A 14,551-nucleotide genomic window follows, 5' to 3' on the forward strand; every position below is an offset into this window, starting at 1 on the left:
GTCATGCTCCACCCATGGCAAGCGCGCGTTCGACAACGCTGTCGGCCAGATAGGCAGCGAAGATGGCGAAGAGATAAAGCAGCGAATAGGCGAACAGGGCCTTGGCCGGTTTCATGACGCGGTCATCGTCGGCCATGCCAAGCACTTTCCACGCGTACCAGACAAAACCGACCCCGAGCAACAGGGCGGCCACGCCATAGAAGGGCGTGGTGTAGCCGAGCATCCACGGCAGCACGCCGACCGGGGCAAGCACCAGCGCATAGGCGAAGATCTGGCGGCGCGTCGAAGCGTGGCCGGCGACGTTGGGCATCATCGGAATGCCGGCCTTGGCGTAGTCCTCGGATTTGAAAAGCGCCAGCGCCCAGAAATGCGGCGGCGTCCAAAGGAAGATGATCAGGAACAAGACAACGCTTTCGAGGCTGACCGTCCCGGTCACCGCGGCCCAGCCGATCACGGGCGGAATGGCACCGGCGGCCCCGCCGATGACGATGTTCTGCGGCGTCCAGCGCTTCAGCCACATCGTGTAGACGACGGCGTAGAAGAAGATGGTAAAGGCCAGCAGCGTCGCCGCCAGCCAGTTGACCAGCACGCCGAGCGTCATCACCGACAGCACCGACAGCACCAGCCCGAAGGTCAGCGCTTCGTGCGGCTGGATGCGACCGGCCGGGACCGGGCGGCTGGCGGTCCTGGTCATCACGGCATCGATGTCGGCATCGTACCACATGTTGAGTGCGCCGGAGGCGCCAGCACCTATCGCAATAGCCAGGATGGCGATCACCGCCAGCAGAGGGTTGATGGTCACGGGTGCGGCGACCAGGCCGACAAAGGCGGTGAACACCACCAGCGACATGACGCGCGGCTTCAGCAGCGCGAAGAAATCGCCCGCCGTCGCTTCCGACATGCGAAAGCCCGCTTCGTCAATCAATGGGTCGTCGACAAGGGCCATGCGTACTTAAGTCCATCATCCGTTGGCCAAAACCGCCGGCGGACCGGCGGTTTCGTATTCGAGCGGGCAGCCGCCTTACTTGATCTTCGGCAGCTGTTCCCACTGGTGGAAGGGCGGCGGCGAAGGCAGCTGCCATTCGAGCGTCGTTGCGCCCTCGCCCCATGGGTTGGCGCCGGCGATCCGCTTCTTCTGGAAGGCCTCGAACACGCCATAGAGGAAGATCAGGACGCCGACGGCCGAGATGTAGGAGCCGATGGACGACACATAGTTCCAGCCGGCAAACGCATCGGGGTAGTCGATGGTGCGGCGCGGCATGCCGGCGAGACCGAGGAAGTGCTGCGGGAAGAAGATCAGGTTCACGCCGACGAAGGTGACCCAGAAGTGGGTGTTGGCGATGACGGGCGAATACATGTAGCCGGTCATCTTCGGGAACCAGTAGTACCAGCCGGCGAAGATGGCGAACACCGCGCCCAGCGACAGCACGTAGTGGAAGTGGGCGATGACGAAATAGGTGTCATGCAGCGAGCGGTCGAGGCCGGCATTGGCCAGCTGGACGCCGGTGACGCCGCCGATGGTGAACAGGAAGATGAAGCCCAGCGCCCACAGCATCGGCGTCTTGAACGAGATCGACCCGCCCCACATCGTCGCGATCCAGGAGAAGATCTTCACGCCTGTCGGCACCGCGATGACCATGGTGGCGAAGACGAAATAGCGCTGCGTATCGAGCGACAGGCCGGTCGTGTACATGTGGTGCGCCCAGACGATGAAGCCGACGGCGCCGATCGCCACCATGGCGTAGGCCATGCCGAGGTAACCGAACACCGGCTTCCTCGAGAAGGTCGAGATGACGTGGCTGATGATGCCGAAGCCCGGCAGGATCAGGATGTACACTTCAGGGTGACCGAAGAACCAGAACAGGTGCTGGAACAGGATCGGGTCGCCGCCGCCATCGGGCGCAAAGAAGGTGGTGCCGAAATTGCGGTCGGTGAGCAGCATGGTGATGCCGCCGGCCAGAACCGGCAATGACAGCAGGAGCAGGAAGGCGGTGATCAGCACCGACCAGGCAAACAGCGGCATCTTGTGCAGCGTCATGCCAGGCGCGCGCATGTTGAAGATCGTGGTGATGAAGTTGATGGCGCCGAGGATCGACGAGGCACCGGCAATGTGGATCGACAGGATCGCCAGATCCATGGCCGGCCCGGGCTGGCCCGAAGTCGACAACGGCGGATAAAGCGTCCAGCCGCCACCGACGCCATAGGCACCCGGTGCGCTCGGCATGAACATCGAGGTGAGCAGCAGGATGAAGGCCGGCGGCAGCAGCCAGAAGGAGATGTTGTTCATGCGCGGGAACGCCATGTCGGGCGCGCCGATCATGATCGGGACCATCCAGTTGGCAAAACCGCCGATCAGCGCCGGCATGACCATGAAGAAGATCATGATCAGGGCGTGCGCGGTGGCGAAGGCATTGTACATGCTCTTGCCGCCGTCGATCGCGGCGTCACCGTTCATGCCGTAGACCATCTGCGCCAGACCGCTGAAGATCTGGATGCCAGGCTCCTGCAGTTCCATGCGGATGGCGACCGACAAGGCGCCGCCGATGATGCCGGCCATGATCGCGAAGATCAGGTAGAGCGTGCCGATGTCCTTGTGGTTGGTCGAATAAACCCAGCGCACCCAGCCGTGATAAGGCTTGTGGTCGTGCCCGTCGTGAGCTGCAGCGTCTGCCATGTTCCGCTCCGTTCCCTAAATCTTGCTAACCCGCGGCATCAGTTGCCGGCGGCCGCTACCTTGTTCTGGCCGTCGACCTCGGCCATCAGCGTCTTGTTGGCGCCGGGCAGATCGGTCTTGGCTGCCGCCAGCCAGGTCTTGAACTGCGCATCGGAGACGACGCGGATGGCGATCGGCATGAAGGCATGGTCCTTGCCGCAGAGCTGCGAGCACTGGCCGTAAAAAATACCTTCCTTCTCCGCCTTGAACCAGGTCTCGTTGGTGCGACCCGGAACGGCGTCGATCTTGATGCCGAACGACGGCATGGCGAAGGAGTGGATCACGTCGGTCGCGGTGACGAGCACGCGGGTCATGGTGTTGACCGGCACGACCAGCTCGTTGTCGACGGCCAGCAGGCGCGGGTAGACCTTGCGGTCCTCCTTGCCGGCAGCGGCGCGTTCGGCGTCCTGGAGGATCGCGGAGTTGAAAGAGAGCGTGTTGTCGGTCTGGTACTCGTAGTCCCAGTTCCACTGGTTGCCGGTCGCCTTGACGGTCAGCTTTGCTTCTTCCGGCGGTGTGTATTGCGCGGTCAGCAACTGGAACGAGGGGATAGCGATGAGGAGCAGGATGACGACAGGTCCGATCGTCCAGATCAACTCGATCCACGTGTTGTGGCTGGTCTTGGACGGAACCGGGTTGGCGCTCGCGCGGAATCTGATGATGCAATAGGCGAGAAGAATCAGCACCAGGATGGTGATCGGGACGATGAACCACATCGTGTAGTTCCCGAACCACTCGATCTGCCGCATCATGTCGGTCGCCGGCGCCTGGAAGGTTGTCTCCCAGTTCTTGGGCTGGTCGGCATGGGCGGATGCGCCGGCGAAAAACGTGATAGCGGCACAAGCACTTAGAAACTTGGCACTTGCTGGAACCTTGGCGTTTGCCAGGAAATTTCTCATCGCCCTCATCGTCTCCCAGTTCCTCGCTGTGGTACCCACGAGAATAACGAACAATGCCGGGACGGGAATCCCGACAGTTTCAAGCTGGTTCAAACCATACTCTTTTTCCCTCCGCAAGAAAGGAGCGGACGAAACCGTGCGGCATTTTTGCGCGCAAGCCCGGATGTGCCTTTGGAGGCAGCCGCGGCAGCCCCGAATCGCCTACATTGAACCCACAGCGGCATTCCCGCGGCGCGCACGTGCCGAACGTCGCAATTCGGGCGAAATTGGCAGGGAAAAGCGCCGTATTGGCTTTTTCGGGGCAGACCTGGTGCGGTCTCGTCCTTTACTTGGCTTTGGCGCGGCTTAAAGTGCCGTGATTCGCAATGGAGCCGTCATGAATTACTGGCTTTCGAGAAACTCTCGGTTTTCGAGAAACTGGGCGAAGGTCATCTTTTTCGCCGCCCTGTCTGGCATCGGCTTATCCGCGATCGTGTCCGGCACGGCGAACGCCGCGCAACCGAGCGGTACCGTTCGCTCGACGCATGGCGCATGGTCGGTCATCTGCGACACGCCGGCCGGTGCCACCTCGGAACAATGCGTGATGATGCAGAACGTCGTCGCCGAGGACCGTCCGGAGATGGGACTGTCGGTCGTCGTGCTGCGCACCGCCGACAACAAGGCGGAGATCCTGCGCGTGCTGGCGCCGCTCGGCGTGCTTTTGCCCAACGGGCTTGGCCTCAATGTCGACGGCAAGGACATCGGTCGCGCCTATTTCGTGCGCTGTTTCCAGGACGGCTGCTATGCCGAGGTTATCCTCGAAAAGCCGCTTCTCGACACGCTGAAGACCGGCACGTCGGCCACCTTCATTGTCTTCCAGACCCCGGAAGAAGGCATCGGCATCCCGGTCGACCTCAAGGGTTTTGCCGACGGCTTCGCCGCCCTCCCCTGAAAGCCCGGCGACATCACCGGCTTCATCAACCAGAAGTGACGTCGACGGTCTGCTGGCAAACCGCTTTTGTCTTCACAATGCGGCTGAGCGATTGTCTCGGCGCACCTTCGCGCCTACATCGTGGCAAAGACCCATTCCTCCTGTGAACGGACGCGCCATGAACAGCCTGATCGGCCAATTCGACATTTCAGACGATCGCATCAAGCAGATCGTCGCCGAAACCATCAACGGCGCCGATGACGGCGAGCTGTTCCTCGAATACAGCGAGAGCGAAGCGCTGATGTTCGACAATGGCCGGCTGAAGACCGCCAACTTCAACACCGACCAAGGGTTTGGCCTGCGCGCGGTTGCCGGCGAAGCCAGCGGCTATGCCCATTCCAGCGATCTCTCCGAAGCTTCGCTGCTGCGCGCGGCCGATGCCGTTTCGACCGTCAAGGGCGGCTATTCCGGCACGCTTGCCGCCGCACCCGCCCGCACCAACCGCCATCTCTATGGCGAAGAGAACCCGATCCCCTCGCCCTCCTTCGAGGCCAAGGCAAAGCTCCTGCAGGAAATCGACGCCTGGCTGCGCGCCGAGGACCCGCGCGTGCGGCAGGTTTCGGCATCGCTCGCCGCATCCTGGCAGCATGTCGAGATCGTGCGCGCCGACGGCCAGGTGGTGCGCGACATCCGCCCGCTGGTCCGCGTCAACGTCTCCGTCGTTGTCGGCAATGGCGACCGCCAGGAGAGCGGCTCCTACGGCATGGGCGGCCGCAAGGCGTTTGGCGAATTCCTGGTCGAGGACAGTTGGAAGCACGCCGCCAAGGAGGCGCTCAGGCAAGCCCTGGTCAATCTCGAGGCGATACCGGCGCCGGCCGGCACTTTCGACATCGTCTTGTCCAGCGGCTGGCCGGGCGTCATGCTGCACGAGGCCGTCGGCCATGGGCTGGAAGGCGATTTCAACCGCAAGAAGACCTCGGCCTTCGCCGGACTGCTCGGCCAGCAGGTCGCCGCCAAGGGGGTGACCGTCGTCGACGACGGCACGATGCCCGAGCGGCGCGGCTCGCTGACAGTCGATGACGAAGGCACGCCTTCAGCCCGCAATGTGCTGATCGAGGACGGCAAGCTGGTCGGCTACATGCAGGATCGCCAGAACGCCCGGCTGATGGGCATGAAGGCAACCGGCAACGGCCGCCGCGAAGGCTACGCACACCAGCCGATGCCGCGCATGACCAACACCTATATGACGGCGGGCGACATGGAGCCGGACGAAATCATCGCCTCGGTCAAGAACGGCATCTATGCCGTCTCCTTCGGTGGCGGCCAGGTCGACATCACCTCGGGCAAATTCGTGTTCGGCTGCACCGAGGCCTACATGATCGAGAACGGCAAGGTGACGCAGCCGATCAAGGGCGCGATGCTGATAGGCAACGGTCCGGACGCCATGCATCGCGTCTCGATGATCGGCAACGACATGAAGCTCGACACCGGCATCGGCATGTGCGGCAAGGCCGGACAGGGCGTGCCGGTCGGCGTCGGCCAGCCGCATCTGCGCATGAACCAGATGACGGTGGGCGGCACGCGGGTCTGAGCGAACGGCCCCGATGGCCGGGCCGTTATGCCTTGCCGATAGACCGGCGCGAAATCGTGTAGAGAATCAGGAAGGCGATGACGCCACCGATCGCATATTTGAGCCAAGCACTCAGGCAGTCGACGGTCCCGTCGTGGCCGGAGACATACAGCGCAGCTGCGACAAACGTCATGGCCGCGATGCCAAGTGCATAGGATGGCAATAGCCCGGTTCGAGCGATCTTTCGCAAAATCCAGGCGACGAGCGCACCCGAGAGCGCCATCATGAGAGTCGCGCCGGCGCTTACGTTATGCGGCGCCTGACATCGCGCTGCGGACATTTGGCGGGCTCCCAACAGTAGAGGTCGCGGACAGCGCGGTGGTGTCGTCCGCACTCGACCTCGCGAAGAAGGGAATGGATTTCGCAGATGCTCTGCATCTGGGGAAATCAGCTCATTGCGCTGGCTTTGCAACCTTTGATCGTAATTTCCTCAAGGCTGCAAAGACAGCGGGATATGACAGCTTGCAGGAAGCATGACAAAGGTCCGTCGCTGGCGCCCTGATGGTCGAGTCAGACCGAATGCGCCCGCTGATGCTTGCGTTTTCCAGTTTGAATTCCCGGCTGCACCTTGAAGTGAACACAATCGGCATTAGGAAATTGTTAGGTGTTTAACTGCCTGGGCTGCCGTTTCCGCACGAACGCAGTGCCGGCCTTCTGGTTGCGGTGGTGTTGGCAATGCGGCATTTCCCCGGCGTCCTGACCTCCTCTTTCCTGCTTGGCTTCGTTTCGTTGATTGGCGCGACATGGTTGCAAGCCAGTCCGGCGGCGGCACAGTCGACATTGTTCAAGTCGCGATCGACGCAATCTGCCGCAATTGGTGGAAGCACCAGCGTCCCCTACGGTTGGGTCGATTTCTGCCATCGCCGGCCAAAGGAGTGCAAGGTGCCCGCTCTGCCGGCGGCGAATGTCAAGCTGACCGCGCAGAACCTACGCATCCTCAAGCGGATAAATCACATGGCGAACAGCGCCATCAAACCCGTCAGCAATTTCGATCACTGGGGTACGATGGCGGATCACTGGGACTATCCGGTGGACGGCAAGGGCGACTGCAAGATCTACGCGCTCTACAAGCGCAAGCTTCTTCTGGCAGCGGGATTCCCCCGGCAGGCGTTGCTGATGACCGTGGTGCGCGACCTGGACAATGAAGGCCACACCATTCTGACGGTGAAAACCGACAAGGGTGATCTTGTCCTGGACAATCTGGTCAATGAGATCAGGCCCTGGAACGCGACGGGCTATTACTTCGTGAAACGCCAGTCGCAGCAGAACCCAAACACCTGGGTGTCGATCAACCAACGCGGCGGCACGTCGAAACGATTGTCGCCAAGTTCGTAGGGGCCGAAGCCTCCAGGCTATCGCCGCTTCTTCGGCTTCTCCAGCAGTGCCACCGCTTCGACATGCGGCGACCACAGGAACTGGTCGATCGGCGTCACGCTCTTCAAGGCGTAGCCGCCGTCGATGAGGATGCGCAGGTCGCGAGCCAGCGTCACCGGATTGCAGGATACCGCAGCAACGTAGGGAACATCCGAGCGGGCGATCTGCTTCGACTGGTCCTCGGCGCCGGCGCGCGGCGGGTCGAACACCACACCGTCGAACGCGTTCAACTCCTTGAACGTCAGCGGCCGGCGGAACAGGTCGCGGCGTTCGCCCGTCACCCGCTTCAAGCCGGTGGCGAAGCGCGATCCACGGTCGAGCGCTGAAAGCGCTGCCGCATCGCCTTCCACCGCATGGACTTCCGACTTCGCGGCCAGGCGCAGAGCAAAGCTACCGCAACCGGCGAAAAGATCCGCCACCTTCTTGGCACGCTTCAGATGTCCGCCGACGATGTCGGCCATCGCCTGTTCGGCGGCCTCGGTTGCCTGCAGGAACGCGCCCGGGGGCAAGGCGACAGCGACGCTGCCGAACATGACCACCGGCTTTTTCGGCTCGATAATGATTTCGTCATCGATGGACAGCCTGGCAAAGCCCTGCGCCATGACGAAGTTAGCCGCGATCCGGCGCTGGTGCTCCCCGAGCTTGCCGGATTCGTGAACCGCGACATCGAGCCCCGAACCGGTCACGGTGACCGCCAGCCGGAACGATTTGGTGGTTGCGCAGACCAATTCGGCGAGCGCCCTCAAGCGATCGAGGGCGGCAACGATCTCCGGCAGCGAGATCGGGCATTCCGATATGGCGACGATCTCCGGCGACAGATGGCGATGGAAGCCGAGCAGCATGCCTGTCTCGGTGCGCCGGGCGGCAAGCACGACACGGCGGCGCGTCTGCGGTGCGCAGGCGACCAGGTCACCGATCTCGCAATCAATGCCCTTGCCCTTCAGGATGTGCGCCACTTTTTCGCGCTTCCACTGGCGATAGGCTTCGGCTTCGAAATGCTGGAGCGCGCAACCGCCGCATTCGGTGAAGTGGCAGCAGGCGGGATCGATGCGCAGCGGCGATGCTTCCAGCACCGCCATCAGCATGGCGCGATCCCTTTCGCGCGCGGCGGTGACCGTTTCACCGGGCAGTGTGAAGGGAATGAACAGATCGCCTGTCTCGGTCTCGGCGACGCCGTCGCCCTGAGCGCCAAGTTTCCTGATGCTGAAGCGCGCGCTCATCGATCCTTGATCCCACCGAGCAGGAATTCGCGATTGCCGTCGCCGCCATCGATCGGCGACAGATGCAGCCCCAGCGAGCGCCAGCCGGGAACGGAGTCCAGCCAATCCTGCAGCAGGCCGGCGACACGGGCGGCGTCGAAGGGATCCTTCAACAGACCACCCTTGCCGATCGCTTCCCTGCCGGCCTCGAATTGCGGCTTGACCAGAAACATGGCCTTTGCGCCAGCCTTGGCCAGACCAAGGGCCGGCGGCAGCGCCAGTTTCAGCGAGATGAAGCTGACGTCGGAGACGATGAAATCCGGAATACGCCCGCCGAGATCGGTGACGGCGAGGTCGCGGGCGTTCAGCCCTTCGATCACCGTCACACGCGGGTCGCCGCCGATATCAGGATGCATCTGGCCATGACCGACATCGACGGCGGTGACATGGGCCACGCCGCGCTCGAGCAACACCTGGGTGAAGCCGCCGGTCGAGGCGCCGATGTCGAGCGCTTCACGGCCGGCAGGATCGAGGCCGAAATGATCGAGCCCGCCGATCAGCTTGAGTGCCGCGCGCGACACATAGCCTTGCGCCGGATCATCGATGGCAACGTGACATTGCGGCAAAACGCTCTGGCCGGGCTTGCGCGCAATGACGCCGTCGACGGTCACAGTGCCGCGCTCGACCGCGTCGCGGGCACGCGAGCGGCTGGCAAACAGCCCGCGCTGGACGAGCAGGTCGTCGAGCCGCTGGCGTGCGCTGGCTGGCAGAGGCGAATTCATCGGCCTTCATGGCGAAAGCCGACGACGATGGCAAGAGCGCCAGCTGGAAGCATTTCGTCTCCCGTTCCCATCATCACGCTCAGCATCTTGCACGGCGACGATGGTGAGGCGTCCCGTCCCGCCGACCATCCTTATGAATACCCATGCGTTACGCCCGTTGAGACGGATGACCGCCGAAGCATGAGGTCTCACCGCCTGCGGATAAATACCAAAAACCTAGAAAGCCTCATGATTTCTTAACCAATTTTCATCGCATTTGCTTGAGGACTTCAATGTTATGACCGCGACGACCGGAAAACCCGGATGAAGAGGCGGCAACTTTGGAAATGGCTAGCGACATCGTCTACAAGGTTCTTGACCGGATTTCCGGCGCCGGCCTGCTGGCGACCGGACTTCTGTTGCTGACTGCTTTGGCCAGTGCCCTGGTCGCCTATTGGCGCACGGTCGAGAAAAAGAGCTGGAAAGAGTTCTTCGAGTTCGCGGTCCCGCATGAGGTCATCACGCATCCTTCGGCGAAAGCCGACCTTTTGTTCTGGGTGACGCGGAAGGCGCTGATGCCATTCCTCATGCTGCCCGCCGGCGTCGTCTTCGTCAGCGCCGTCGGCTATGCGACGAACTGGTTGCTCTCCACGCTGCTGGCAATCCAGCCGCCTCTGATCGAGGGGCCGGCGGGGCCTGTGACGGTGACGATCTTCACCCTCACCATGCTGCTTGCCTACGACATTTCGTACTATCTCTATCATGTCGCCCAGCACCGCTACCCGGTGCTCTGGGAACTGCACAAGGTGCACCATTCGGCCGAGGTGATGGTCGGCATCACCAAGGATCGCGTCCACCCGCTCGACGAATTGATGAACCGGGCCTGGGACGGCGTCATTCCCGGCATCTGCTTCGGCATCTGGTCGCTGGTGTCGCTGAACCTGGTTGAACTGACGGTCTTCGGCGTCAACGTCTACATCATACGCAACATCCTGATGATGGATTTCGTCAGGCACACGCATTTCAAGATCTCGTTTGGGCCGTTGAACAATCTGATCCTGTGCCCACACTGGCATCAGTTGCACCACAGCACCGACCCGCGCCATTACGACAAGAACTTCGGGCTGCTCTTCTCGTTCTGGGATCGGCTCTTCGGAACTCTGTGCGTTCCGAGACCCGACGAGGACTTCAAGTTCGGTTTGATCGAACGCAACGTGCGCGACTACCAGTCGCTCGCAGGCCTCTATGTCATGCCGCTGCAGCGGATGTGGCGGCAGATCGCCAGACATTTCCGCGCCGACAAGCCCGAGCCACAGCAATCGCCGCAGGGGGGCAAGCCATGAACGGACCGGCCGTGTTCCGGATGCAGCAAGCGCACCGGATCGAAATTGCAACCTCGCCAGAGCGACTGGCAGAAATCGCGCCCGCCTGGGCAGCGCTCTGGCAACGCGCCGGCGGCCTCGTTTTCCAGCATCCCGACTGGATCTCGGCCTGGTGGCACACCACACCGCATCAGGACCGCCGCGGCCTCAGGATCGGCCTGGTCTGGAGCGGCGAGCGCCTCGAGGCGGTCATTGCGCTCGCGACCTTCTGGCGCTCGGGCATCCGTATGCTGGAATGGGCGGCGAAGGATCACTGCGACTATGGCGATGTCCTGCTTGCTCCCGATGCAGAGCCACAGATCCTGCCGCAACTCTGGCAACATATCCTCGACGATGGCGGCTTCGATCTTGCGTATCTCAATCGGCTGTTGCCCGATGCTCGATTCCGGACCCTGCTTGGTCCCGCCGCCCCAGGCCAGGGCAGCATTTTGCAGCCGAGCCACCGCAGCGAGGTCAGCTACCGAGTTTCCAGCGCCGGACAACGCGGCGCACAATGGTTTGAAAGCCAGTCGAAGAAAACCCGGCAAAACTATCGCCGTGGTTACAAATTCATGGAGGAAGGCGGCGCGCTGCGTTTCCGCCTGATGGATGCGCACGAAGCCCGCGAGCCGGTGCTGGAACGCGTCGCCGCGCTGAAGCGGCTATGGCTCGCAAAACACGGCCGCGTTTCGGACCTGTTCGACGAAGGTTCCCCCGCGCTGCCGGCACTGATCTCGGTTCTGGCCGGGCTTGGGTTGCTGCGCATCTTCGTGCTCGAACGCGAAGACGAGATCATCGCCATATCGATCAATTTCGAGCAGCATGGAACGATGATGGCTTTCGTCACCACCTATGATCCGGCCTTCGAACGGGCCTCGCCGGGCATGGTCTTGATGATGGATTACATCCAGTGGTCGTTCGACAGGGGCTTGACCACGATCGATTTTCTCTGCGGCGGCGAGGATTTCAAGCGCCGCTTTGCGACGCATTCGGTGATCTTGTCGTCAGTGGTGGGTGGACGAAACCTGCGCGGACGCCTTGCCGCCCTGGCAGACCGCGCCCGCCACGCGGCGCAATCCTGGCGCCCCGAGAAACCGGCGCAACAAGCGGAGCTGGTGGCGGCGGAGTAGCAGTGCCGACGCCTTTAGATCACCCGCACAGCGGCAAAGCACGATGAAACGATCGGGCAATCCCGATCAGGGCTTGCTGGTCTCTAGCTCAGAATACGCTTCGCGAAACCGGGCGCTCGACGGCCGGAGACAACCCATCCGCACGCCCTCCCGACGCTTGCTCGCGTGAAGGCTCGATGGCAACCGCAGGTGCGGGAACGGGGGCCGGCAGAACCACCAGTTGCGGCACCTGCTTGAAGGAAAAGCCGCCGCGGATGTCGCCCATCTTGCCGGCGACGATGCCCATGGCCGCCTTTTCGAGGCTGCGATCATAGCGCGTTTCGGCTGTGGCCGGCGCGACGACGACGCCGCAAAGCGCTGCGCCCCACAGAAGCGTTTTCATTGTTGCTGTCTCCCTGCCTGATCACGATCTAGCAGGGCGCCGTTGAAAAACGGCCAAGAGACACGGTAAGCAAAGCGCCAAACGGCAGCGTAAACAACGCGTTAAGAACGTTGGCCGGCAAACTGATTCAAGTCACTGAGACTTTGATTCAGGCGCGCTGGGCGCGAACCGTATGCCCGAGCGCGACGAACACGGTGCGCACGATGCCGGCAGCATCGAGCCCGGCATCGGCATACATCTTTTCCGGCTTGGCGTGGTCGGTAAACACGTCGGGCAGCACCAGCGGGCGCACCTTCAGGCCGCTTTCCAGCAGGCCTTCATGGGCGAGGAACTGCAGCACATGGCTGGCGAAGCCGCCGACGGCGCCCTCCTCCACCGTCACCAGAACCTCATGCGAGCGGGCCAGCCGCCGGATCAGATCCTCGTCGAGCGGCTTGGCGAAACGGGCGTCGGCGACCGTGGTGGAAAGCCCGGCAGCCCCTAGCTCCTCGGCGGCGATCAGGCAATCCTGCAGCCGTGTGCCGAAGGACAGCAATGCTACCTTGGTGCCCTCCCTGACGATGCGGCCCTTGCCGATTTCGAGCACGGAGCCACGCTCCGGCATGTCGACGCCAACGCCATTGCCGCGCGGATAGCGAAAGGCGATCGGGCCGTCATCATAGCTTGCCGCGGTGCGTACCATGTGGCGCAGCTCCGCCTCGTCGGCCGCCGCCATCACCACGAAGCCCGGCAGTGTCGCCAGGAAGGTGGTGTCGAAGGCGCCGCAATGGGTGGCGCCATCGGCGCCGACGAAGCCGGCGCGGTCGATGGGAAAGCGCACCGGTAATTTCTGGATGGCGACGTCGTGGACGACCTGGTCGTAGGCGCGCTGCAGGAAGGTGGAATAGATGGCCGCGAACGGCTTGTAGCCTTCGGTGGCGAGGCCGGCGGCGAAGGTCACCGCGTGCTGTTCGGCGATGCCGACATCGAAGGTCCTCGACGGGAACGCTTCGCCGAACAGGTCGAGGCCGGTACCGCTCGGCATGGCTGCGGTGACGGCGACGATGCGGTCGTCCTCGCGGCCCTCCTGGACCAGGCTTTCGGCGAACACCTTGGTGTAGGCCGGTGCGTTGGCCGGCGCCTTGGCCTGCGCGCCGGTGATGACGTCGAACTTGTTGACGCCGTGATATTTGTCGGCGGCGGCTTCCGCCGGCGCATAGCCCTTGCCCTTCTGGGTGACGACATGGATGAGCACCGGGCCTTCGCCATTGTCTCGGACATTTTTCAGGACCGGGATCAGATGTTCCAGATTGTGGCCGTCGATCGGGCCGATGTGATAGAAGCCGAGTTCCTCGAACAGCGTGCCGCCGGTGACGTAGCCGCGTGCATGCTCGACCGCCCTTGTGATCGCACGATCCGCACGCTTGCCGAGATAAGACGTCAGTTTTTTGCCGAAATCGCGCAGGCCGATATAGGCCTTGCCGGAGGCCAGCCGCGCCAGATAGGCGCTCATGGCGCCGGTTGGCGGCGCGATCGACATGTCGTTGTCGTTGAGAATGACGATCAGCCGTGCATCGAGCGCGCCGGCATTGTTCATCGCCTCGTAGGCCATGCCGGCAGACATGGCGCCGTCGCCGATGACGGCGATGACATTGTTGCGGCCGCCGGAGAGATCGCGGGCCGCGGCCATGCCGAGGCCGGCCGATATCGATGTCGAGGAGTGGGCTGCGCCGAAGGGATCGTACTCGCTCTCGGCGCGGCGGGTGAAGCCGGATAGGCCGCCTTCCTGGCGCAGCGTGCGGATACGGTCGCGGCGGCCGGTCAGGATCTTGTGCGGATAGGCTTGGTGGCCGACATCCCAGATCAGCCGATCATCGGGGGTGTTGAAGACATAGTGCAGCGCCACCGTCAGCTCGACCACGCCAAGGCCGGCGCCCAGATGACCACCCGTGCGGGATACCGCGTCGACCAGCTCGGCGCGAAGCTCGGACGCCAGTTGCGGCAGCTCACTCTCGGCAAGCATGCGCAGGTCGGCCGGGATGCGGGCCTTGTCGAGAAGCGGCGTATGCGGCGTTGCGTTCACGGTGCTCAGGCTTTCGGTTGATGGGCGAAATAGGCCGCCGGCCGGCGAAAGTAAATGCGTGTCAGTGACGCGGATCAGACTGTGGTCTTTTGCTTCTATGCAGGTCGTTTCCCCAAAACCGGGCCACTTT

Annotated in this window: 14 protein-coding genes; 6 read left to right on the plus strand and 8 right to left on the minus strand. The window is 62.8% G+C overall.

The genetic code is table 11. The annotated features are described in order from the left end of the window. Position 1: 1 nt before the first annotated feature. The 3 genes from M729_RS0133195 to coxB form a co-directional block, all read right to left on the minus strand. Positions 2 to 946: a heme o synthase gene (locus tag M729_RS0133195; protein ID WP_027164148.1), complete on the minus strand. Its 945-nt coding sequence runs from the start codon at positions 944 to 946 to the stop codon at positions 2 to 4. Positions 947 to 1,021: 75 nt separating this feature from the next. Beyond that, positions 1,022 to 2,674 carry a cytochrome c oxidase subunit I gene (ctaD, locus tag M729_RS0133200; protein WP_013532779.1) on the minus strand — a complete coding sequence of 551 codons (1,653 nt, stop codon included), beginning with the start codon at positions 2,672 to 2,674 and terminating at the stop codon, positions 1,022 to 1,024. A gap of 38 nt (positions 2,675 to 2,712) precedes the next feature. Beyond that, complete coding sequence (gene coxB / locus M729_RS0133205; RefSeq protein WP_032809847.1) at positions 2,713 to 3,729, minus strand: cytochrome c oxidase subunit II; 1,017 nt, start codon at positions 3,727 to 3,729, stop codon at positions 2,713 to 2,715. Between the two features lie 259 nt (positions 3,730 to 3,988). Between coxB and M729_RS0133210 the strand changes: the two genes are divergently transcribed. Further along, a complete protein-coding gene (locus tag M729_RS0133210; RefSeq protein ID WP_027164149.1) occupies positions 3,989 to 4,543 on the plus strand; it encodes an invasion associated locus B family protein in 555 nt (184 codons plus the stop codon). Between the two features lie 157 nt (positions 4,544 to 4,700). Beyond that, entirely contained in the window at positions 4,701 to 6,113 is a 1,413-nt protein-coding gene (gene tldD, locus M729_RS0133215; RefSeq protein ID WP_027164150.1) for a metalloprotease TldD, read from the plus strand. A gap of 25 nt (positions 6,114 to 6,138) precedes the next feature. Here the strand turns inward: tldD and M729_RS01000000136380 are convergent, their stop codons facing one another. Continuing rightward, positions 6,139 to 6,432 carry a hypothetical protein gene (locus M729_RS01000000136380; protein WP_050596410.1) on the minus strand — a complete coding sequence of 98 codons (294 nt, stop codon included), beginning with the start codon at positions 6,430 to 6,432 and terminating at the stop codon, positions 6,139 to 6,141. A gap of 74 nt (positions 6,433 to 6,506) precedes the next feature. Between M729_RS01000000136380 and M729_RS1000000139815 the strand changes: the two genes are divergently transcribed. Both M729_RS1000000139815 and M729_RS01000000136385 read left to right on the plus strand, forming a co-directional pair. Continuing rightward, complete coding sequence (locus M729_RS1000000139815) at positions 6,507 to 6,629, plus strand: hypothetical protein (protein ID WP_263499028.1); 123 nt, start codon at positions 6,507 to 6,509, stop codon at positions 6,627 to 6,629. 198 nt (positions 6,630 to 6,827) lie between these two features. Beyond that, the gene (locus M729_RS01000000136385; protein ID WP_032809849.1) at positions 6,828 to 7,487 is read left to right on the plus strand and encodes a transglutaminase-like cysteine peptidase; all 660 of its coding nucleotides are present in this window, start codon (positions 6,828 to 6,830) and stop codon (positions 7,485 to 7,487) included. Positions 7,488 to 7,504: 17 nt separating this feature from the next. Here M729_RS01000000136385 and M729_RS0133230 read toward each other — a convergent pair whose 3' ends face one another. Beyond that, positions 7,505 to 8,746 (minus strand): class I SAM-dependent RNA methyltransferase, encoded by a 1,242-nt coding sequence (locus M729_RS0133230; protein WP_027164151.1) that lies wholly within the window; start codon positions 8,744 to 8,746, stop codon positions 7,505 to 7,507. Next, positions 8,743 to 9,507, minus strand: coding sequence for a TlyA family RNA methyltransferase (locus M729_RS0133235; protein WP_013532785.1), 765 nt, complete (start codon positions 9,505 to 9,507; stop codon positions 8,743 to 8,745). Before M729_RS0133235 ends, M729_RS0133230 begins: the two co-directional genes overlap by 4 nt. A gap of 326 nt (positions 9,508 to 9,833) precedes the next feature. Between M729_RS0133235 and M729_RS0133240 the strand changes: the two genes are divergently transcribed. Both M729_RS0133240 and M729_RS01000000136390 read left to right on the plus strand, forming a co-directional pair. Continuing rightward, positions 9,834 to 10,829: a sterol desaturase family protein gene (locus M729_RS0133240; protein WP_032809851.1), complete on the plus strand. Its 996-nt coding sequence runs from the start codon at positions 9,834 to 9,836 to the stop codon at positions 10,827 to 10,829. 20 nt (positions 10,830 to 10,849) lie between these two features. Next, on the plus strand, positions 10,850 to 11,977 hold the full coding sequence (locus tag M729_RS01000000136390; protein ID WP_245267692.1) for a GNAT family N-acetyltransferase: 1,128 nt from the start codon (positions 10,850 to 10,852) through the stop codon (positions 11,975 to 11,977). A gap of 88 nt (positions 11,978 to 12,065) precedes the next feature. On the opposite strand, the gene M729_RS0133250 is transcribed toward M729_RS01000000136390, so the two are convergent. Next, the gene (locus M729_RS0133250) at positions 12,066 to 12,359 is read right to left on the minus strand and encodes a hypothetical protein (protein ID WP_027164153.1); all 294 of its coding nucleotides are present in this window, start codon (positions 12,357 to 12,359) and stop codon (positions 12,066 to 12,068) included. Between the two features lie 148 nt (positions 12,360 to 12,507). After that, positions 12,508 to 14,421: a 1-deoxy-D-xylulose-5-phosphate synthase gene (dxs, locus tag M729_RS0133255; RefSeq protein ID WP_024503605.1), complete on the minus strand. Its 1,914-nt coding sequence runs from the start codon at positions 14,419 to 14,421 to the stop codon at positions 12,508 to 12,510. Between the last annotated feature and the right edge of the window lie 130 nt (positions 14,422 to 14,551).

It is taken from the genome of Mesorhizobium sp. WSM1293 (assembly GCF_000513875.1).
Taxonomy (GTDB): domain Bacteria; phylum Pseudomonadota; class Alphaproteobacteria; order Rhizobiales; family Rhizobiaceae; genus Mesorhizobium; species Mesorhizobium ciceri.

Coding starts and splice junctions, on each gene's coding strand:
- M729_RS0133195 (WP_027164148.1), bottom strand. CDS start 946: ATGGCCCTTGTCGACGACCCATTGATTGACGAAGCGGGCTTTCGCATG.
- ctaD (WP_013532779.1), bottom strand. CDS start 2,674: ATGGCAGACGCTGCAGCTCACGACGGGCACGACCACAAGCCTTATCAC.
- M729_RS0133210 (WP_027164149.1), top strand. CDS start 3,989: ATGAATTACTGGCTTTCGAGAAACTCTCGGTTTTCGAGAAACTGGGCG.
- tldD (WP_027164150.1), top strand. CDS start 4,701: ATGAACAGCCTGATCGGCCAATTCGACATTTCAGACGATCGCATCAAG.
- M729_RS01000000136380 (WP_050596410.1), bottom strand. CDS start 6,432: ATGTCCGCAGCGCGATGTCAGGCGCCGCATAACGTAAGCGCCGGCGCG.
- M729_RS1000000139815 (WP_263499028.1), top strand. CDS start 6,507: ATGGATTTCGCAGATGCTCTGCATCTGGGGAAATCAGCTCATTGCGCT.
- M729_RS01000000136385 (WP_032809849.1), top strand. CDS start 6,828: ATGCGGCATTTCCCCGGCGTCCTGACCTCCTCTTTCCTGCTTGGCTTC.
- M729_RS0133230 (WP_027164151.1), bottom strand. CDS start 8,746: ATGAGCGCGCGCTTCAGCATCAGGAAACTTGGCGCTCAGGGCGACGGC.
- M729_RS0133235 (WP_013532785.1), bottom strand. CDS start 9,507: ATGAATTCGCCTCTGCCAGCCAGCGCACGCCAGCGGCTCGACGACCTG.
- M729_RS0133240 (WP_032809851.1), top strand. CDS start 9,834: ATGGCTAGCGACATCGTCTACAAGGTTCTTGACCGGATTTCCGGCGCC.
- M729_RS01000000136390 (WP_245267692.1), top strand. CDS start 10,850: ATGCAGCAAGCGCACCGGATCGAAATTGCAACCTCGCCAGAGCGACTG.
- M729_RS0133250 (WP_027164153.1), bottom strand. CDS start 12,359: ATGAAAACGCTTCTGTGGGGCGCAGCGCTTTGCGGCGTCGTCGTCGCG.